Raw genomic sequence first — 18,361 nt, 5'->3', positions numbered from 1 at the left:
GGCTAGTAACGTCGGGCTATGACCATCGACTCGCGCCAGGTGGTGGCCGGCATGCTGGCGGCTGTGCCGTTCGCCCGTACGCTCGGCATCGAATTCGTCGAAGTGGCCCCCGAGGCGGAGGGCGGGGTACGGGTGACCGTCCGACTGCCCGACTCGCCGGCCACCCACAACCACGTCGGCGGCCCGCACGCCGGGGCCATGTTCACCCTCGGCGAGACCGCCTCCGGCGCGGTCGTGCTGGCCGCGTTCGGGCAACTGCTCGACCGGGCCACGCCGCTGGCCGTGCGGGCCGAGATCGCGTACCGGAAGCTGGCCATGGGCCCCGTCCTGGCCACCGCGCGCCTCGACCGGCCGGTCGCCGAGGTGGTCGCGGAACTGGAGTCCGGCCGCCGGCCGGAGTTCCCGGTCCAGGTGGAGATCGCCACCGAGGAGGGCAAGCCGACCGGCGGGATGACCGTGGTCTGGACGCTGCGCCCGAACTGAGCCGCGCGGCAAGCGCACCGAAAGCGGTTTACGGGCGCGGAGGTCTGGATAGATTCGTACCGTGCTGGGCCTACCTGCTCACGTGACCGCCTGTCTCTTCGATCTGGACGGTGTGCTGACGCAGACCGCCCGGGTGCACAACGCCGCGTGGACCGAGACGTTCGACGCCTTCCTGCGCCGCCACGCCGCCACCACCGGCGCGGAGTTCCGTCCCTTCGACCCCGGGCCGGACTACAACCGCTACGTCGACGGCCGGCCGCGCGCCGACGGGGTGCGCACCTTCCTCGCCTCCCGGGGCATCGTGCTGCCCGAGGGGTCGCCCGACGACCCGCCGGACGCCGACACCGTCAACGGGGTCGGCAACAGCAAGAACGTGCTGCTGCTGGAGCGGCTGCGCACCCACGGCGTGGACGTCTACCCCGGCTCCGTCGCGTACCTGGAGGCGGCGAGTGCCGCCGGACTGCGCCGGGCGGTCGTCACGGCCAGCGCGAACGGCCGGGAGGTGGTCGCCGCCGCCGGGCTGGAACCACTGTTGGAGGCGCGGGTGGACGGGCTCGTCGCCCGCGCCGAGGGGCTGCGCGGCAAGCCCGAGCCGGACACGTTCCTGGCCGGCGCGAAACTGCTCGGGGTCGACCCGCGCAACGCCGCCGTCTTCGAGGACGCCCTCGCCGGGGTCGCTGCCGGCCGCGCCGGCGGGTTCGGGTACGTGATCGGGGTGGACCGGGTCGGCCAGGCCGCCGAGCTGCTGGCCCACGGCGCCGACGTCGTGGTCACCGACCTCGCCGACCTGCTCGACACCGGGCAGACCGCGTGATCCGGGAACGGGCCTATCCGGTCGAGCCGTGGCACGTCCGGGAGATCCGGCTGGACATGGACGTCCTGGCCCAGTCCGAGTCGGTCTTCGCCCTCTCCAACGGGCACGTCGGGCTGCGCGGCAACCTCGACGAGGGGGAGCCCCACGGCCTGCCCGGCACGTACCTCAACTCCTTCTACGAGCTGCGCCCGCTGCCGTACGCCGAGGCCGGCTTCGGGTTCCCCGAGTCCGGCCAGACGGTCGTCAACGTGACCAACGGCAAGCTGATCCGGCTGCTGGTCGACGACGAGCCGCTCGACGTCCGCTACGGCGAGCTCCTCGCCCACGAACGGGTCCTCGACCTGCGCGCCGGCACCCTGCACCGGGAACTGCACTGGCGCTCCCCGGCCGGCCGCGAGATCAAGGTCCGCAGCACCCGGCTCGTCTCGTTCACCCAGCGTGCCGTCGCCGCGATCAGCTACGAGGTCGAGGCGGTGGACGGCCCGCTGCGGCTGATCCTCCAGTCGGAACTCGTGGCGAACGAGGCGCTGCCCGCGCAGAGCGGGGACCCGCGGGTCGCGGCCGTGCTGGAGTCGCCGTTGCAGGCCGAGGAGGAACTCACCACCGCCGACGGCGGGCTGCTGATCCACCGGACCAAGGTCTCCGGTCTGCGGGTGGCCGCCGCCATGGAACACGAGGTGTACGCACCGGGGCGCACGACCAGCCAGTCCGAGGGGTACGAGGACTGGGTGCGTACCACGATCGGGTGCGTGCTCCAGCCCGGCGAGACGCTGCGTGTGGTCAAGTACCTCGCGTACGGCTGGTCGAGCCGCCGGTCGTTGCCGGCGATGCGCGACCAGGTCGAGGCGGCCCTGACGGGGGCGCGGATCGACGGCTGGGACGGGCTCCTCCGCGAGCAGCGCGAATACCTCGACGAGTTCTGGGACGCCGCCGACGTGGTGGTGGAGGGCGACCCGGAGATCCAGCAGGCAGTCCGGTTCGGCATGTTCCACGTCCTCCAGGCCGGCTCCCGGGCGGAGCGGCGGCCCATCGCCGCGAAGGGCCTGACCGGTCCGGGGTACGACGGGCACGCGTTCTGGGACACGGAGATGTTCGTCCTGCCTGTGCTCACCTACACCCAACCGGCCGCCGTGCGGGACGCGCTGCACTGGCGGCACGGCACCCTGGCCGCCGCGCGCGAGCGGGCCCGGACGCTCAACCTGGAGGGCGCGGCGTTCCCCTGGCGCACCATCGAGGGGCCGGAGTCGTCGGGGTACTGGCCGGCCGGCACCGCCGCCTTCCACATCGCGGCTGGCATCGCCGACGCGCTGCGGCGCTACGTCCAGGTCACCCAGGACACCGAGCTGGAACGCGAGATCGGGCTGGAGCTGCTGGTGGAGACCGCCCGGCTGTGGCGGTCGCTGGGTCACCACGACCGGCACGGCCAGTTCCACATCGACGGGGTCACCGGCCCAGACGAGTACACGGCGGTGAAGAACGACAACATCTACACCAACCTGATGGCGCAGCGGAACCTGATCAGCGCGGCCGACGCGGTCATGCGCTACCGGGACGAGGCGTTCCATCTCGGCGTGACCGACGAGGAGGCGGCAGCCTGGCGGGACGCGGCGGCGTCCATGCACATCCCGTACGACGAGGAGGTCGACGTCCACGAGCAGGTGGAGGGCTTCACCCGGCTCCAGGAGTGGGACTTCGTGCACACGCCGCCGGAGAAGTACCCGCTGCTGCTGCACTACCCGTACTTCGACCTCTACCGCAAGCAGGTCGTCAAGCAGGCGGACCTGATCCTGGCCATGCACTGGCGCGGCGACGCCTTCACGCCGGAGGAGAAGCTGCGCAACTTCCTCTACTACGAGCGGCGTACGGTGCGCGACTCGTCGCTGTCGGCGTGCACGCAGGCCGTGCTGGCGGCCGAGGTGGGCCACCCCGAACTGGCGCACGTGTACCTGCGCGAGGCCGCGCTGATGGACCTGCACGACCTCAACGAGAACACCCGCGACGGGGTGCACATGGCCTCGCTCGCCGGCGCCTGGATCGCCCTGGTGGGCGGGTTCGGCGGGCTGCGCGACCACGACGGCAACCTCTCCTTCGCGCCGCGGCTGTCGAGCCGGCTCGAGCGGCTGGAGTTCTCCCTCCAGTGGCGCGGGATGCGGCTGCGGGTCGACGTCCGGCGGCACCAGACCACGTACGCGCTGCGCTACGGCGACCCGGGAGACGTGCTGGAGTTGCGGCACCACGGTGAGCCGGTCCGGGTCACCTGCGGGGAGCCGGTGACGATGCCGATCCCCGCGGCGGAGGTGTCGGGCCCCGTCCCGGAGCAGGCCCCCGGCCGGGCTCCCCTGCTCCGCCTGCCCGAGAGCGAGCCGTGACCGACCGCCGGCCCGCCGTCGACGACGGCGGGCCGGCGGTGTAGGACCCTGGTGCCGGTCGCCCGGCGGCTTCGGTCAGAGCGGCCTGCCCTGTGACGGGCGGTCCGCCGCGTCGCGGGGCGCCATCGCCCGCGGGTCGTCGGCCGTGCGCGCCTGGGCGGCGTCGTCCGCCCAGTCCCGGCCGCGTTCGGTGTCCTGTTCCCGCCGGTCCCGGTCGGTGGTCTGCTGCCGGGTCTCCCGCTGCTGCTGGGCCATGGCGATCCTCGCGATCCGTCGGGGCGCGGCTGCGCCGGTACGGTCTGCGGTCACCCGACGCCTACCCGGGCCCCTCGGCGACAAACGCCGGGGGTGCCGGGGCCGCTTGCCGGCGCCGGGGACGGGTATGCGGCCGGAACGGGGACGACCGAGGACGTACGGAGGCGAGATGGACGTGCGCAGCAGTGCGGTGGCGATCCCGGCGGGGGACGCCGAACTTCCGGCCGACCTGCTGGTCCCGGCGGAGCCGGCCGGCGTGGTGCTCTTCGCACACGGCAGCGGCAGCTCCCGGCACAGCCCGCGCAACACGGCCGTGGCGCACGTGCTCAACCGCAGTGCCCTCGGCACCGTGCTGGTCGACCTGCTGACGCCGGCCGAGGACCAGGTGGATGCCCGTACCGCCGAGCTGCGCTTCGACATCCCCCTGCTCGCCCGTCGGCTCGCGGCGATCGTGGACTGGCTGGCGGCGGAGCGACCCCTCGGCGCCGTGCCGATCGGGCTGTTCGGGGCCAGCACCGGGGCCGCAGCCGCCCTGGTGGCGGCGGCGGCCCGGCCGGACCTCGTCGGCGCGGTGGTCTCCCGTGGTGGCCGTCCCGACCTGGCCGGTGCCGCGCTCGATCAGGTGCGCGCGCCCACGCTGCTGCTGGTCGGCGGCCTGGACGAGCAGGTGATCACGCTCAACGAGCAGGCCCAGGAGGCGCTGCCGGACACGGCCGAGCTGACGGTGATCCCGGGGGCGACCCACCTCTTCGAGGAGCCCGGCACCCTGGAACAGGTGGCACACAGCGCCGCCGACTGGTTCACCACCCACCTCCCCTCCCCCCACTGAGGACCCCACCCGGCAGGGTGGTCAGGCGGGGGTCGGGGGCGCGGGCGTCGGGCGCTGGCGGTGTTGCTGGATGGTGTCGATGACCCGCCAGACGACGGCGGTGATCGGCACCGAGACGAAGGCCCCGGCGATGCCGGCGATCAGGGTGCCGGCGGTCACCGCCACCAGGATCACCGCCGGGTGCAGGCGCACCTGACGCTTCATGACCAGCGGCTCCAGCAGGTTGCCCTCCACCTGCTGGACGGTGATCACGGCGGCGAGGACGAGCAGTGCGGTCACCGGCCCCTTCGCCGCGAGCGCGACCAGCACCGCCACGGCGCCGGCCACGGTCGCCCCGATGATCGGGATGAAGCCGCCGAAGAAGGTGATGAGCGCGAGCGGGAAGGCCAGCGGCACCCGGAGCACCACCAGCGCCAGGCCGATGCCGATCGCGTCGATCGCGGCGATCAGCATGGTGCCCCGGCTGTATGCGCCGAGCGTCCGCCAACCCATCCGGCCCGCCTCGGCGGTCACTTCCCGGTTCGGCCCGGTCGTGCGGGACAGCGTCCAGCGCCACATGGACCTGCCGTCCTTGAGCAGGAAGAACAGCAGGACGAGCGCGAGCAGCGCCGAGCCGAGCACCTCCGCGGCCGTCCTGGCGCCGGAGACCGGGTCGACCGAGCCCTGCCCGAGCCCCTGGCGGGCCTGGTCGAGCAGTTGGTCGAGCTGTCGGTCGCTGACCGGCAGCGTCGAGGTCACGAAGTCCCGGGTCCGTTGCAGGCCCTGCACCAGCTCCTCGCTCAACTCGCTGAACTGGTTGGCGGTGAGGCTCCACACCAGCGCGCCGACGCCGAACAGCAGGCCGAGCAGCAGCAGTACGGTGAGCAGGGCGGCCAGTGCGGCGGGCAGATGGAGCCGGCGCAGCGCGAGCTGCACCGGGTCGAGCAGCGCGGTGAGGAAGATGGTGACGGCCAGCGCGATGGCCAGCGGCGCGAGCAGCACCGCGATCTTCCCCAGCAGGTACAGCCCGGCGACGATCACCACCAGGCAGGCGCTCCACACCACGGCCGAGCGGACCAGCCAGGGGAGCGCGGCCCAGGTCTGTCGGGAGCCGGCGCCCCGGCCGGGCGTTCTCTCGGGCGTACGCCCGGCATCGTCTGCGACCACGTCGGCCCTCCTCGATCTCCGGCGAGTCGGTACCCGGCCGGCGTCCCTTCGACACCCGCGTCCCCTTTCACGCTAGATGGGCGGCCGGGGCGTGCCGTTTCCCGACCGCCCCCGGGCCGCTGCTCCGTCGCGTTTGGGCCCCCGGGCCCAGGGAAGGCAGGGATCGGAACCGGCTTCGAGGAGGACCCCGATGAGCGACTTCATGGACAAGGCCAAGGACTTCGCCGACAAGCACGACGAGCAGGTCGACAAGGGCATGGAGAAGGGCGGCGACATGGCCGACAAGCGCACGGGCGGCAAGTACGACGAGCAGATCGACAAGGGCGTCGACCAGGCCCAGGCGCGCACCGGCGAAGGCGACCAGGTCCGCTGAACCCCTCGTAGCGTCCCGGGTCGCCGCGCAGGCAGGTGGCCCGGGACGACTGTTTCCTGACGGATCGACGCGTACCGCTAGCCAAGGATCGATGACTCTCGCTACTATCCGCAGTCGGAACATGACTCAACGTGGAGTCGTCCCCGACCGGACCGGCGCCCTCCCCTTGGGGCGCCGTGACGAGAGGAAACCATCCGGTGACCGAGGCCCCCGAGACGACCGTCCCCCACCGCTATCCGTTCAGCGACCCCGACCGGCTCAACCTCGACCCGCGCTACGCCCGGCTGCGCCGGGACGAGCCGCTCACCCGGATCCGGATGCCGTTCGGCGAGCCGGCCTGGCTCGCCACCCGGCACGCCGACGTCCGGACCGTGCTCGGCGACGCCCGGTTCAGCCGGGCCGCCTCGGTGGGTCGGGACGAGCCCCGCAACTCGCCGCGACAGCAGGAGGGCGGGATCCTGTCGATGGACCCGCCGGAGCACACCCGGCTGCGTCGGCTGGTGGCGAAGGCGTTCACCGCCCGCCGGGTGGAGGAACTGCGGCCCCGGACCAGGGAGGTGGCCCACGAGCTGGTGGACGGCATGCTCGCGGCCGGTCCACCGGCCGACCTGGTGGAGCACCTGGCCACCCCGCTGCCGATCCGGGTCATCTGCGACCTGCTCGGCGTACCCGTGGCCGACCAGGACCGATTCCACGCCTGGTCCGAGGCGATCGTGTCGACCACCTCGTTGAGCCCGGAGCAGGCCCAGGAGTACATCGACAGTCTCCTCGCGTACATGGGCGAGCTGATCGCGCGGCGGCGCGAGCAACCCACCGACGACCTGATCGGCGCGATGGTCCGGGCCCGGGACGCCGACGACCGGCTCGCGGAGGACGAGGTCGTGCGCCTGGCCGCCGGGCTGCTCGCGGCAGGGCACGAGACGACGGTGACCCAGATCCCCAACTTCGTGTACGCCCTGCTCACCCACCCGGACGAGTGGGCCCGGCTACGGTCGCGGCCGCACCTGGTGCCGGCTGCCGTCGAGGAGCTGATGCGGTACGTGCCGCTCGGCGCGTCCTCGGCCTTCGCCCGCTACGCGATGGAAGACGTCGAGGTCGGCGGCGTGCTGGTACGGGCCGGCGAGCCGGTGGTGGTGTCGATCTCGTCGGCCAACCGGGACGAGACGGTCTTCGCCGACGCGGACCGGCTCGACCTGACCCGGCAGGTCAACCCCCACCTCGGCTTCGGGCACGGGGTGCACCACTGCGTCGGCGCGCAGCTCGCCCGGATGGAGCTCCAGGTCGTCCTGGAGACGCTGATCGCCCGCACGCCCGACCTGAGGCTGGCCGTGCCGGAATCCGAGCTGACCTGGAAGAGCGGCCTGCTGGTCCGGGGGCTCGTCGCCATGCCGGTGAGTTGGTGAACAGATGAGTGCGACGGACGAGCAGTGGCGGGTGCACGTGGACCCGACGCGGTGCATCGGGTCGGGGATCTGCGCGGGCACCGCGCCGAGGCACTTCGTGCTGGTGGACGGGTTGGCCCGCCCGCTGGCCGAGCGGGTGGCGCCGGACGACGCATTGGTGGACGCGGCGGACTCCTGCCCGATGGAGGCGGTCATCGTGTCCGAGGCGGACGGCCTGCGCCGGATCGCCCCGGAGACCTGAGCCGGCCGGTGACATGCCGGTGGCCACGCCCCGGGCCGGGCGTGGCCACCATGAGCGGGGGCGGTCAGCGCTGCTGCTGGCCCAGCTCCGCCGTCGACGTGACGCGGCCGCTCAGCGCGTCCCGCATCCGGTCCACCAGGCCGGCGCCGGGGTTGAGCAGCCGGTTCGCCGGCGGCCGGTCGGGTGCGGCCGGGTGCGGCCGGGTCGGAGCGGTCTTCTTGGTCGCCTCCACCTTGCCGGCCAGTTCGACCATCTCCTCGGTGGCGACCGCAGCGCGCAGGCGGGGGAAAAGGTCCGACTCCTCGTCCTTGACGTGGTGCCGGATCGTGCTCGTCAGGTGCGCCAGGAGCTCGTCGAAGCGCGGGTCGGACGGGTCGACCGACTCGAGCTCCTTCATGGTCCGCTCGGCGTCGGCGTGCTCGGAGATCTCGTGCTCGGCGATCTGGTCGCCGTCCGGCAGCGCCTTGCGGGCGGTCGGATAGACGTGCATCTCCTCGGCGACGGCGTGCCGGACCAGCTCGGCGATCACCACGTCGGCCAGCTGCCGACGGTGCTCGGGGGTGCCCTGCCGGCTCTCCAACTGCACGAAGAGCGCCTCGACCTCACGGTGGTCGGCGGTCAGGACGTCCACGACGTCCTGACCCCTGATGTCCTGTGGGTTGGTCATGTCTGCCCCTTACCGGTTGCGGAACGGTCGGTTGTGGGCCTGGTACCCGGGAACCGTCCACCGAACCCACCGGTCATCGATGTGTCGCCGACCCGCGTCCCGTGCTCGGCGGGCGCCCGTCGCGCCGGCACGGCAGAGGGCCGGCCCCCGTAGGAGGCCGGCCCTCGGCGGGTCGGATCAGGACGAGTAGCCGCGCTCGGCGGTCCAGTTGGCGACCTTCTCCAGGGTCATCCAGTACTCCCCCTCGGGGGCGGCCGGGTCGGCGATCCGGATCAGGTCGCCGCCGTCCCGGTAGCCGACCAGGGTCAGGTAGTGCCCGCCCTCGTACGAGTGCGGGTTGCCGACCGTGTCGACCGCGGTGCCCTTGATGTTGGCCACCACCGGCCGGCCCTTGTCGAGGGCCGCGACGACGTCGGACCGCAGCCGGTCGACCTGCTCCGGCTTGGCCACCGGATCCGGGATCTCGGTGGTCCGGTATCCGCCGCCGGTCAGCTCGTTGAGCACGCGGGTGATGTCGAGGGCGGAGTCGGTGCCGGCCTCGGTGGTGCCCAGCCTCTTCGCGACCTCGTCCTGGGGGAGCGCCCGGCCCAGCGCCGACAGGGCGATCCGGGTCGCGGCCGGACCGCAGTAGTAGAAGTTGGGCTGCGCCTGGTACTCGATGCCCACGGCGCGCTCGGCACGCCGGTCGGGGCGGCCGTTCTTGGCGGCGCGGTCGTCCGTGTGCACCGCGCCGACCGGGGTGGTCGTCGCCGGCGCCGCCTGGGCGGTCACCGCCGGACCCGCGAGGCATCCGCCGGCCACCAGCAGGCCGGCGACGGAGAGACCGCTCTTCTGGACGATCGGATTCATGGTCGGGCTCCAATCGGGGGTCGACGCCGCCGGGGGGACCGGGGCGCACAGCACCGGGAGAGGCGCTCGGCTCGGGGAATTCGACGGCCCGGGGCGGTCGGCCCACGGGGCGTACTCAGGGATGCAACGGCCCTGCTCCGATGGGCATTCCGGGCCCGCGACCGGGGGCGCACCGGCCGCACGTCGAGGTTCAACCGGGCCACGGGCGGCAGGATTCCGGCGTACGGATGCCCCGCGTCACACCCGGACCGGTCAGGCGTACGTGGGTGGCGCGGGACGGGACGAACCGGTCAACCGGTCACAGGCTGCCCAGCAGGCGCGTCACCGTGATCTCGATGACCACCCGGTCCGGATTCGGGCGGGGCGTCCGGTAGCGCTCGGCGTACCGGCGCTCGGCCTCGGCGACGGCCGGCCGATCGGAGCGCACGACGGCCCGCCCCTCGATGGTGAGCCAGCGCCGCCCGTCGACGTGGCAGACGGCCACCGGGGCGCCCCCGGGACCGGCGGCGGCGACGTGCCGCGCCTTGCGGGACGCGCCACCGGTGATCACGCGGGCCAGCCCGGTCGACGCGTCGAAGGTGACCCCCACCGGTACGACGTGCGGGGTGCCGTCCGGGCGCAGGGTGGTCAACGTGGCCAGGTGCCGTTCCCGGCAGAACGCCACGACCCGCTCGTCGTGGGGCGCCAACCGATGGTCGCCGGGCATGTCCGTCCCCTGTCTCGCGGTGCGGCGCCGATCATGGCACGCGACGGTCCGCCCGGTCGGCGCCGGACGGCGCGTCGGGTGCCCCGGGCAGCGGCGCGCTCGCGGCGCGGCGCTGCCGGACCAGCCGACCCAGGTAGAGCAGCGCGCCGGTCAGCACCGCCATGTCGTCCAGGTAGATGGGGTCGGGAAGCAGGTCGATCGGCAGGACGGTGTAGAGCATCGCCCCGTAGAAGGCGAGCTTGCCGTTCAGCCCGAGCGTGCCGAGCAGGCGGCGGGTGCGGATCACGCGGACGGCCAGCACCACCGCGCCGACCAACGTGACGACCGCCACGACGCCGACGACGATCCACGCCTCCCTGGACATGCCGTCACGCTAGCCCAGCGGGACCGGTTCCGCCCGGCCATGCCGGTCAGTACGCGGGAACCGCCGCCCGGCCCCGGGCCACCGACGGCACCTCGCGGCCGGTCAGCACCGGGAACTCCCGGGTCTGCTCCGCCACTGCGGCGCCCTCGACAAGCGGCAGCAGCGACTGCGACTCCTCGGGGCGGCGGTTGACCGCGGCGAACGCCTCGTCCCGCAGGCTGCGCGCCGCCTCGGCGGCGTTCTCGGCCGCCCGCCACGCCGCCTGCTCCCGCTCCCGGGCCGCCCGCTGCCGGGCGAGCAGGTGGTCGCGTACCGCCCGGCGCAGCACCAGTTCCTGCTCGACCGGGTGCAGCCGGGGGTCCCACCCGTCGCGGTGCGCGAAGACGTCGCTGAGTTGTTCGACCGACAACTCCTTCCGCCAGTACGCGTCGAGGGCGGCCCGGTGCAGGAAGCGCTCGCGCTCGGCGTACTCGGCGGGCGTCCGGACGGTACGCGGCAGGGGCATCGCCTCGGTGACCGCCAGCCGGCGGACGTCCACCTCGGCGGCCTCGTACGCCTGCCAGGCCGCCTCGACCTCCTCCTGCGCGGTCAGCCACTCGGCCCGCAGGCGGGCGGCGGTGGTGGCGGCCCGTTCCGCGGCGACCGAGACCTCCCCCGCGTACCGGGAACGTTCGCGCTCCTCCTCGGCCCGTTCCAGCTCACTCGGCATCGCGGCGCGCCGGATGCGGGAGCCGGCGTCGAAGCGGAGGCGACCGGGACGCAGCACCAGGCCGGCCACGGTGACGGCGACGACCCCGAGCAGGCTCAGCCAGATCACGGCGGCCCGGGGCACGTCGAGCAGGACGGAGGAGAACACGTTTTCCATGGTCAGCACCTCGCGGTCGATCGAGGGAATCGACAGGGTCTGTGCCCGGCGTACGGGCGGGTGGGCATCGTGGGCGCGCGTGCGGGCGTACCGCGGCGGTGGCCGCTCCGGCGACGGACCGACGGGTGGCCGCCGGTGACGTGGCGGCCGGGGCACGGGGCGGACGGACGCGCGTGCCGGTGGTCCGTCGCCGTCCGTCGCCCCGGCCGCGGAGCCGGTGGGCCGACGGTTCAGGCGGCGGGCGGACCGCGCCGGGCGGGGACGCCCCTGCCGGGGTCGCGGGCGGGGCCGTCCGGGCGGGCGACCGCCACGGCGGCGGTGTCGGCCGGAGTGTCGTCGCGCCGGACCGCCGACGGGGCGGCGAAGCCGTCGGCCTGCTCGGCCACCGGCTCGCGGCGCGACAGCGGTGGGGTGAGCCGGGCGCTCGCGACGGCCGGACCGGCGGCCGGAACGGGGGCGGTGACGGCGGCCGGGCCGGCGGCGAACGGTGGCGGGGCCGGTGCGGCGCTCGCGGCGCCGAGGCCCACAGCGAGCACCAGCGCGGCGATCGCCAGCCGGGTCAGCTCACGCAGGGAGCGCAGCGTCAACGACCAGAACGGGTCGACGGACGCTACGGAGGGCACCCGTCCAACCTATCGCCCGGGCCGGGCTCGTGCAGCGCGCCGACGACCTGGGATCGGGTGACCGCCGCCACGATGTCCGAAAAGGATCGTCGAGCGGGTGTGACGGCGCCCGCCGGGACCGACGCCGCACGTGCGACGGCCCACCCGGTGGTACGCCCGCCGGGTGGGCCGTCGTCGTGCTGGTGCGCGTCAGCTGTCGGTGCCGAGCACGGGCGGAGCGGCGGCGGCGCCGTCGCCCCAGACCATGTCGTCCTCCGTCAGCCAGGTCAGCCGGCCGTCGGCGTCGTCGTCGTGCGTGCCCCGGGTGCCGCCCAGGACGCCGGGGCGACCCGCCCCGCCGCGTGCGCCGCCCGCACGTCCCGTCCCGCTGGCCGCCCGGTCGCCGCCCTGTCGTGCGCCGTTGTCGAAGCGCCGGCCCATCCCGGTCGCGGACCGGTTGTCCGCCACCGGAGTGCCGCCGACGGACCGGACCGCCGAGGCCGGTGCGTTGCCGCTCGCGGCGAGGGCTCCGGTGCCGAGCACGCCGCCCGACGGTCCGAACTGGAGGCCCGGCCCGCCGGCCGAGGCCGTCGAGGTGCCGCCCAGCCCGACGGGACCCGTCGTGGGGGGCGTGCCGGTCAGTGCCGTGGCACCGGCGAGGGAGGTGCCGGCCGGGACGCCGCCGGGAACGCCGTCGGTCACGCCGCCGCCCGGCTGCCCGCCGCCGACGGCGCCCGGGACGAGCGTCCCGGTCGCGCCGCCGCCCGGTCCGGAGCTCGGCCGGTCGGGGGCCGCGACGGTGGCGCCGCCGGGCTGCCCGGCGAGGCCGGAGGTGGTCGGCGCGGCCGTCGGCGTGCTGGCGCCCGGGCCGCTGCGCGGGGGCGTCGAATCGCGGCTGGTCGTGCCCGGGGTGTCCGGATGCGGTGGCGGCGGCGGGACGAGCCGGCCGTACGCCGAGAGGTCGTAGCCGGCGGCCAGCTCGGCCACCACGTTGACCATGCGCTGGTGGGCCTTCTCCTGCTCGGCCTTGTCCTGCTGGTGCCCCAGCAGCCCGCCGACCACGATGCCCGGCACGCCGAACACGGCGCCCTTGGCCGCGCCGGAGAGCGCCTGGTCGTGGTCGTCGGTCTCGGCCGGACTCTCCGCCTGCGTGCGGGCGGTGCGCAGCTCGCCGGACATCAGGGTCAGGCCCCGGCTCACGTCCGCCATGCCCTCGCCGAGCTTGTCGGCGTAGTCGGTGACGAGCGTCAACCGCCGCTGGAACTCCTGCGAGGCCGAGCCCGTCCAGGTGTTGGCGAGCTTGTCGAGGTCGCCGCTGAGCTCGCGGGACAGCCCGTCGAGCATGCCCTTGAGCGCCGTCCACTGCGCGGCGACGCCGTCGATCTGGCCCGGCTGGCCGGCCATCACGGCGTCGTAGAGCTGCTGGTGGCTGACGTGCTGGTAGCGCTGGGTGTATTCAGACACGCGGATCCTCCTTCCGCTTCAACGCGTCGTCCACGCCGTTCAGCGCGGCGGCGATGTCGGCGGAGTTGGCCGCGTTGCGCTCCTCGGCGGTGCGGTAGTTGGCCAGGATCGTCGCGGTGGCGCTCTGCGCGGCCTTCACCGCCGCACGCAGCCGGTCGACCTGGTCCACGTAGGACTGGTGGATCTCGGAGTAGCGGCGGGAGTTCTCGGTGGCGTCGGCGAACGAGCCCAGCGCCGGGGGCCGGCACTGCATCTCGGTGCTCAGCTTCCGCAACGCCTTCTCCGCCTCGGTCAGCCGGTTGGCCAACTTCTGGTGGAAGTCTTCCAGGGACAGCAGGTCGACTGTCGTGCGCCCGGTCATGGCAGCATCCCCGTACGTCATCGTCGATAACCGTTGGCAGGGCTCAGGTTAGTCGACGGGTGCGACGCGGGCGACCCGCCACCGGCGTCGATCCGTCACGCGCGGGTCCGGCCCCGCTCGCGGGCTGACCTCAGCCGTCCGCTCCGGGGCTGGCGGACGAGCCGTCCGGCGAGGCCGGCGCGTCCGACGCCGGTTGCCCGGAGGGCGTCACCGGCGTACCGGACCGCTCCGGCCCGGGGCTGCCCGTCGGCTTCGCCGCGCCGGCCGACGGCTTCGCCGGGGCCGACGGCGCGGGGCCGGGCGCGAAGTGGGCGAGCGCGTCGTCCCGCGAGAGCGTCGGCCCCGTGGGCACGAGGGCCAGCAGCGACGCGGGTACGGCCAGCGGGGCGACCCCCTCGTAGCCCAGCGCCGACATGGCGCCGACGCCGAGCGGGTAGCGGACGCCCTGGGCGCTGATCAGGTGGACGGTGGCGCCGGGGGCGGCCGTGCCGCTCTCGCCGGACCCGGGCGTGGCCTGCACGAGCACGCCCTTGCCGCCGGGCAGCAGCACGCCCTCGGCGGTGCGCACGCCGTCGCGCGCGCTCTGCCGCACGGGCACCCCACCGGGCGCGGCCAGCTCCGCCGGCACCCGGTCGAAGACCTCCAGCGTGGTGGTGGGCGGCCCGCCGTCGGCGCCCGCCCGGTAGGTCGCGCAGACCGCCGTCCGGCCCGCGGTGACCGGGTGCAGCGCGGGCAGGGCCTGCGGCATCCCGGCCTCCTCCGCCCGCTGGTCGGTCAGCAGCTTGCCGGCCTGCGCCGGGGTGATGTCGGTGACCTGGCCGCCGTCGCGCAGCAGCAGCAGCGCGCTGATCTCGCCGATCGCGGAGAGACCCTCCCGGGTGAGCACGTAGTGCTGACCCGCCGCCCGGAAGACCTGACCGACCTTGGCCGGGCGCTCGGTCAGGGTGCTGGCCTCGTCCTCGCCGGCGATCGTCGGCTGCCGCATGACCGGCCCGGCCGGCACGGCGTTGAGCAGCTGCTGCCCCACGGGCAGGCGGGGCGCGTTGGCCATCCGCAGCGCGGCGAGCGCGGAGTCGCCGCCCGTCACCTGCAACCGCCGGTCGCCGGTGAGCAGGTGCCGCTGGCCGTCGGCCTCCACCAGCACGGCCCGGTCGCCGAGCGGCGCACCACCGGGCAGCGGGCGGTCGATCACCACCCGGGTGCCGGAGCGGCGGGGATCGGCCGGGTCCGGGACGTCGCAGACGGACCACGGCAGGCCCGTCAGGGACTTGCGGTCCGGCAGCGCGTCGGGGGCGCCGACGATGCCGACCGTACGACCCCGGGGCCGGTCCCGGATCGACGCCTGGGACATCGTGCGGACCTGCGGGGCCGGCTCGTTGATGATCAGTCGGGCCGAGGCGTAGTTGAGGGTGGGGTGCAGCTGCCCGTCGACGAAGACGTACGTCGCCCCGGTCTCCCGCTCGATCACCAGGGTGTTCGGCTCCAGCGGCGCCGTGTTGCCGGTGAACTGCCCGTACGCGCCGACACCACCGAGCACCACGGCCGCGGCGATGACGCTGCCGAAGACCGCCATGCCGAGCCGCCGCATCGGCAGGTTGCTGGTCTCCGGGTCGCCCGACAGCAACGCCGAGACGATCCGGCGGGTGACGAAGCGGTACGCCTGCACCTGGTCGCGGCGGGTCCGCATGACTTACCTCCGGCGGGGGTGGGTCCGCGACGAGCAGGTCCGAGTCGGTGTCGCGGGCTTCCCTACGATAAGGGGCCGTCGACGGGTCACCGGGACCAGCGCCCGACCCGATCCGGCGGACGCTCCGCCGTCCAGAAAGGGACTGTCAGCGATGACGCAGGTTCAGGCGCCACCCGGTCGTCCGGCACCGCAGCCGTCCGGCGTCGCCCAGCGGCCGGTCGTCCCGGCCGACCGGCGCGGCCGTGGTCGGATCGGGCCCGTGGCCGTGGGGCAGCTCGTGGTGCTGGAACTCTGCGCCCTGGCCGTCTGGGCGGCGCTGGGCGGGCAGGTCTGGCTGGCCGCCACCGTCGGGGTGCTGTCGCTGGCGGTGGTGGGCGCGGTCTTCGCCCGCCGGGGCGGCCGCTGGTGGTACGAGGACCTGCTGCTGCGCCGGCGGCTGCGGCGGCGTCGGGAGGCGGCCAGGAGCGCCGTCGCGGCGGGCGGCGGGACCGATCCGAGGCTGGCACCCCTGGCCCCGGAGCTGACTGTGACCGAGCTCACGGACCGCGGCACCCGCCTCGGCATCGGGCAGGACGCGCAGGGCTGGTTCGCGGCGGTGGCGTTGCAGGGCCACGCCGGGGCGCCCGCCGGATCGGTCGACGCGTCGGTGCTGGACCGGGCGCTGCGCGTGCTCGCCGACTTCACCGGCCCGGTCACCCGCACCCAGGTCGTCTCGCACACCCTGGTCTGGTACCCGGCGCCGGGGGCGCCACCCGCGGCCCACCGGACGGTCTGGCTGGCGCTGCGGCTCTCCGTACGGGACGCCCGCGTCGAGACCGTCAGCCGGGGCGGCGGCATGCCCGGCGTGCACCGCACGCTCTCCGCCGGCGTCGGCCGGCTGGGCAAGGCGTTGACCGGCGCCGGGCTCGCCCACCGCCCCCTCAGCCGCGACGAGCTGCGCGCGGCGGTCGTCTCGGCGGCCGGGCTGGACCTGGCGCCGGCGCCGCCGGCGGAGACCTGGACGGGGCTGCGCGGCGGCGGCTGGACCCAGCGTTGCCTGGTCCTGCGGCCCCGGGCCGACGCGCCGTTCGGCCCGCTGGTGGACGCGGTGACGGCCACGTCCGCCCCCTCGCACACCCTGGCCGTCGTGGTGCAGCCGGGCGGGCGCGTCGCCCCACCGATGCTCCGGGTGGCGGCGCTCGACGACCACGTGGAGGCGCTGGTCAAGGCGGTACGGGAGGTGGCCCGCCGGTCCGGCGCCCCGGCCCGCCCCGTGGACGGCCAGCACGGCCCCGGCGTCTACGCCACCGCCCCGGCCGCCACCACGATCACGACCCTGCACCCGACCGACTGAGGACCGGGGACGCCGAGCGCGGGTCAGGGGCGCAGGTTGACGATCCAGCCGTAGAGGCCGACGACCCAGAAGGCCAGCGGGACCAGCGCGATGATCAGCATGATCTCCACGATGTCCAGCAGCCGGCCCCAGACCGGGGAGATCCGCTTGCCGGCCACGGTGAGCCCGTAGATCAGGCTCACCACGGCCGCGAGCACCAGGCCGCCGAGGATCAGGCCGAGGCGTACCGCCGTCGAGCCGTTGCCGAACGTGGCGGCGGCGGTCAGGCCGAGCCCGGCCGTCCCGGCGAACAGCACCGGGGTGCGCTGGGCACGGCCCAGGAACGGCCGGGCCCGCAGCAGCGACAGCAGGGCCAGCACGAGGCAGAGCAGCACCGCCGGCAGGCTGCCGTGCAGCGCGAGCACGACCTGGGCGCCGAGCACCAGCAGCGACACCGTCCAGAGCAGGCCCGTCAGGAACCCGTCGGCCCGCTCGCTGAGCTGGAGGACCTGCCGGCCGTCCACCGACTCGGTGTCGCTCTTCAGGTCGTCGGGGCCGGTCGGGATGGACGGCACCGGCAGCCGGGCCAGCCGGTACGCCGCCATCGGCAGCGCCGGCACCGCGCCGAACGCGACCGCGGCGACGACGGCCGCCGCGGCCGGCGCGTCGGTGTCGAAGGCCAGGCTGACCACTGCGCCGAGGCCGGTGCCCGCGCCGACCGCGACCGCGCCGAAGAAGAGCGGAAGCCGGTCGCCGACGGCCAGCGCGGCCACCGCCGCGCAGAGCACCACCGCCGTGGCGCCGAGGAGCACGTGCGGGGCGCCCAGCCCGGTCAGCGGGCGGTCGCCGGCGAGCAGCAGCAAACCGCCGACGCCCGCGTACGCCAGGCCGACGACCCCCAGCACCGACCCGGTCGCGCTGTCGGCGGCGGCCCGGGACAGCACGGCCGCGGAGACCACCAGGGCGACCGCGACGACCAGCGCGGCCAGCGCGCCCGGCAGGTGCGGCGGCCCGGTGAACAGCGCCGCCACCGCGCCGGCGCCGAGCGCCGCGGCGGCGAAGAGCACCGAGAAGGAACGGGTGGTGCCGACCTGCCAGGCGCCCGGGCGCTGGTTGGTGGCGGTGGCCACGGCGTCGACCACGTCGTCGAAGACGATCTCCGGCGCGGTGGCCGACCGGGGGTTGAAGTAGAGCACCTCGCCGTCGCGGACGCCGAGCTGCGTGGCGGTCCGGCCGCCGTCCAGCGGCTGGCCGCCCAGCCGGGCCAGGCTCCAGCCGCCGTGCCGCACCCCCTCGTCGGCCAGGTCCTCACCCGCGTAACGGAGCAGGGTCGGCAGCAGGTCGGCGAGCGGTACGTCCGACGGCAGCGCGAGGTCCATCCGGGTGCGGGGCGCCACGATGGTGATCCGGCTCAGGCCGCCGGTCGCCGTCTTCGTCGCCACAGTGGCCTCCTCGCGCTCTCTACGATCACCCCTGGCCGGCGGCGCCGACGCACGGGTTCCTGACGCCCACGGGAGATTACCTACGATGGCGGGCACGTACGATGCCCACCCGACGACTCCGGTCGCTCG

20 protein-coding genes are annotated in these 18,361 nt (G+C 74.8%); 8 read left to right on the top strand and 12 right to left on the bottom strand.

Going from position 1 to position 18,361, the window contains the following annotated elements; all coding sequences use genetic code 11:
• Nucleotides 1-18: 18 nt before the first annotated feature.
• From ACLQ20_RS03690 to ACLQ20_RS03680, 3 genes are all read left to right on the top strand, one after another.
• Nucleotides 19-483: a DUF4442 domain-containing protein gene (locus ACLQ20_RS03690; RefSeq protein WP_425854144.1), complete on the top strand. Its 465-nt coding sequence runs from the start codon at nucleotides 19-21 to the stop codon at nucleotides 481-483.
• A 61-nt stretch (nucleotides 484-544) separates the two neighbouring features.
• Complete coding sequence (locus ACLQ20_RS03685; RefSeq protein ID WP_151454130.1) at nucleotides 545-1,297, top strand: HAD-IA family hydrolase; 753 nt, start codon at nucleotides 545-547, stop codon at nucleotides 1,295-1,297.
• Entirely contained in the window at nucleotides 1,294-3,666 is a 2,373-nt protein-coding gene (locus tag ACLQ20_RS03680) for a glycoside hydrolase family 65 protein (protein WP_151454129.1), read from the top strand. The genes ACLQ20_RS03685 and ACLQ20_RS03680 overlap by 4 nt, the downstream gene beginning before the upstream one ends.
• A 75-nt stretch (nucleotides 3,667-3,741) precedes the next feature.
• On the opposite strand, the gene ACLQ20_RS03675 is transcribed toward ACLQ20_RS03680, so the two are convergent.
• The gene (locus ACLQ20_RS03675; RefSeq protein ID WP_132231888.1) at nucleotides 3,742-3,921 is read right to left on the bottom strand and encodes a hypothetical protein; all 180 of its coding nucleotides are present in this window, start codon (nucleotides 3,919-3,921) and stop codon (nucleotides 3,742-3,744) included.
• Nucleotides 3,922-4,090: 169 nt separating this feature from the next.
• Here ACLQ20_RS03675 and ACLQ20_RS03670 point away from each other — a divergent pair, with 169 nt between their 5' ends.
• The gene (locus ACLQ20_RS03670) at nucleotides 4,091-4,750 is read left to right on the top strand and encodes a dienelactone hydrolase family protein (RefSeq protein WP_327030333.1); all 660 of its coding nucleotides are present in this window, start codon (nucleotides 4,091-4,093) and stop codon (nucleotides 4,748-4,750) included.
• A gap of 21 nt (nucleotides 4,751-4,771) precedes the next feature.
• Here the strand turns inward: ACLQ20_RS03670 and ACLQ20_RS03665 are convergent, their stop codons facing one another.
• Nucleotides 4,772-5,896 carry an AI-2E family transporter gene (locus ACLQ20_RS03665; RefSeq protein WP_151457269.1) on the bottom strand — a complete coding sequence of 375 codons (1,125 nt, stop codon included), beginning with the start codon at nucleotides 5,894-5,896 and terminating at the stop codon, nucleotides 4,772-4,774.
• Between the two features lie 190 nt (nucleotides 5,897-6,086).
• On the opposite strand from ACLQ20_RS03665, the gene ACLQ20_RS03660 reads away from it, so the two are divergent.
• The 3 genes from ACLQ20_RS03660 (at nucleotide 6,087) to ACLQ20_RS03650 (ending at nucleotide 7,913) form a co-directional block, all read left to right on the top strand.
• Nucleotides 6,087-6,269, top strand: coding sequence for an antitoxin (locus tag ACLQ20_RS03660; protein WP_151457270.1), 183 nt, complete (start codon nucleotides 6,087-6,089; stop codon nucleotides 6,267-6,269).
• A gap of 197 nt (nucleotides 6,270-6,466) precedes the next feature.
• On the top strand, nucleotides 6,467-7,672 hold the full coding sequence (locus tag ACLQ20_RS03655; RefSeq protein ID WP_151457271.1) for a cytochrome P450: 1,206 nt from the start codon (nucleotides 6,467-6,469) through the stop codon (nucleotides 7,670-7,672).
• 4 nt (nucleotides 7,673-7,676) lie between these two features.
• Complete coding sequence (locus ACLQ20_RS03650; RefSeq protein WP_132231878.1) at nucleotides 7,677-7,913, top strand: ferredoxin; 237 nt, start codon at nucleotides 7,677-7,679, stop codon at nucleotides 7,911-7,913.
• Between the two features lie 64 nt (nucleotides 7,914-7,977).
• Here the strand turns inward: ACLQ20_RS03650 and ACLQ20_RS03645 are convergent, their stop codons facing one another.
• From ACLQ20_RS03645 to eccB, 9 genes are all read right to left on the bottom strand, one after another.
• The gene (locus ACLQ20_RS03645; protein WP_151457272.1) at nucleotides 7,978-8,580 is read right to left on the bottom strand and encodes a hemerythrin domain-containing protein; all 603 of its coding nucleotides are present in this window, start codon (nucleotides 8,578-8,580) and stop codon (nucleotides 7,978-7,980) included.
• A 177-nt stretch (nucleotides 8,581-8,757) separates the two neighbouring features.
• A complete protein-coding gene (locus tag ACLQ20_RS03640; protein ID WP_327030335.1) occupies nucleotides 8,758-9,429 on the bottom strand; it encodes a C39 family peptidase in 672 nt (223 codons plus the stop codon).
• Between the two features lie 298 nt (nucleotides 9,430-9,727).
• The gene (locus tag ACLQ20_RS03635) at nucleotides 9,728-10,135 is read right to left on the bottom strand and encodes a pyridoxamine 5'-phosphate oxidase family protein (protein ID WP_425854141.1); all 408 of its coding nucleotides are present in this window, start codon (nucleotides 10,133-10,135) and stop codon (nucleotides 9,728-9,730) included.
• Between the two features lie 31 nt (nucleotides 10,136-10,166).
• Complete coding sequence (locus ACLQ20_RS03630) at nucleotides 10,167-10,499, bottom strand: DUF1232 domain-containing protein (RefSeq protein ID WP_151457275.1); 333 nt, start codon at nucleotides 10,497-10,499, stop codon at nucleotides 10,167-10,169.
• Nucleotides 10,500-10,545: 46 nt separating this feature from the next.
• The gene (locus ACLQ20_RS03625) at nucleotides 10,546-11,364 is read right to left on the bottom strand and encodes a hypothetical protein (RefSeq protein ID WP_151457276.1); all 819 of its coding nucleotides are present in this window, start codon (nucleotides 11,362-11,364) and stop codon (nucleotides 10,546-10,548) included.
• Nucleotides 11,365-11,594: 230 nt separating this feature from the next.
• Nucleotides 11,595-11,987: a hypothetical protein gene (locus tag ACLQ20_RS03620; protein ID WP_358114803.1), complete on the bottom strand. Its 393-nt coding sequence runs from the start codon at nucleotides 11,985-11,987 to the stop codon at nucleotides 11,595-11,597.
• A 189-nt stretch (nucleotides 11,988-12,176) separates the two neighbouring features.
• Nucleotides 12,177-13,430 carry a WXG100 family type VII secretion target gene (locus tag ACLQ20_RS03615; RefSeq protein ID WP_151456013.1) on the bottom strand — a complete coding sequence of 418 codons (1,254 nt, stop codon included), beginning with the start codon at nucleotides 13,428-13,430 and terminating at the stop codon, nucleotides 12,177-12,179.
• Nucleotides 13,423-13,791: a hypothetical protein gene (locus ACLQ20_RS03610; protein ID WP_151456012.1), complete on the bottom strand. Its 369-nt coding sequence runs from the start codon at nucleotides 13,789-13,791 to the stop codon at nucleotides 13,423-13,425. Before ACLQ20_RS03610 ends, ACLQ20_RS03615 begins: the two co-directional genes overlap by 8 nt.
• Before the next feature lie 130 nt (nucleotides 13,792-13,921).
• Nucleotides 13,922-15,478 (bottom strand): type VII secretion protein EccB, encoded by a 1,557-nt coding sequence (gene eccB / locus ACLQ20_RS03605; protein WP_151456011.1) that lies wholly within the window; start codon nucleotides 15,476-15,478, stop codon nucleotides 13,922-13,924.
• Between the two features lie 151 nt (nucleotides 15,479-15,629).
• Between eccB and ACLQ20_RS03600 the strand changes: the two genes are divergently transcribed.
• The gene (locus ACLQ20_RS03600; RefSeq protein WP_425854137.1) at nucleotides 15,630-16,811 is read left to right on the top strand and encodes a type VII secretion protein EccE; all 1,182 of its coding nucleotides are present in this window, start codon (nucleotides 15,630-15,632) and stop codon (nucleotides 16,809-16,811) included.
• 23 nt (nucleotides 16,812-16,834) lie between these two features.
• Here ACLQ20_RS03600 and eccD read toward each other — a convergent pair whose 3' ends face one another.
• The gene (gene eccD, locus ACLQ20_RS03595; RefSeq protein WP_425854136.1) at nucleotides 16,835-18,232 is read right to left on the bottom strand and encodes a type VII secretion integral membrane protein EccD; all 1,398 of its coding nucleotides are present in this window, start codon (nucleotides 18,230-18,232) and stop codon (nucleotides 16,835-16,837) included.
• Nucleotides 18,233-18,361: the final 129 nt, after the last annotated feature.

The organism is Micromonospora sp. DT46 (assembly GCF_049841735.1).
GTDB classification, from domain to species: domain Bacteria; phylum Actinomycetota; class Actinomycetes; order Mycobacteriales; family Micromonosporaceae; genus Micromonospora; species Micromonospora reichwaldensis.
The sequence above is the reverse complement of the archived record's forward strand: the minus strand, read 5'-3'. Positions and strand labels throughout refer to the sequence as shown.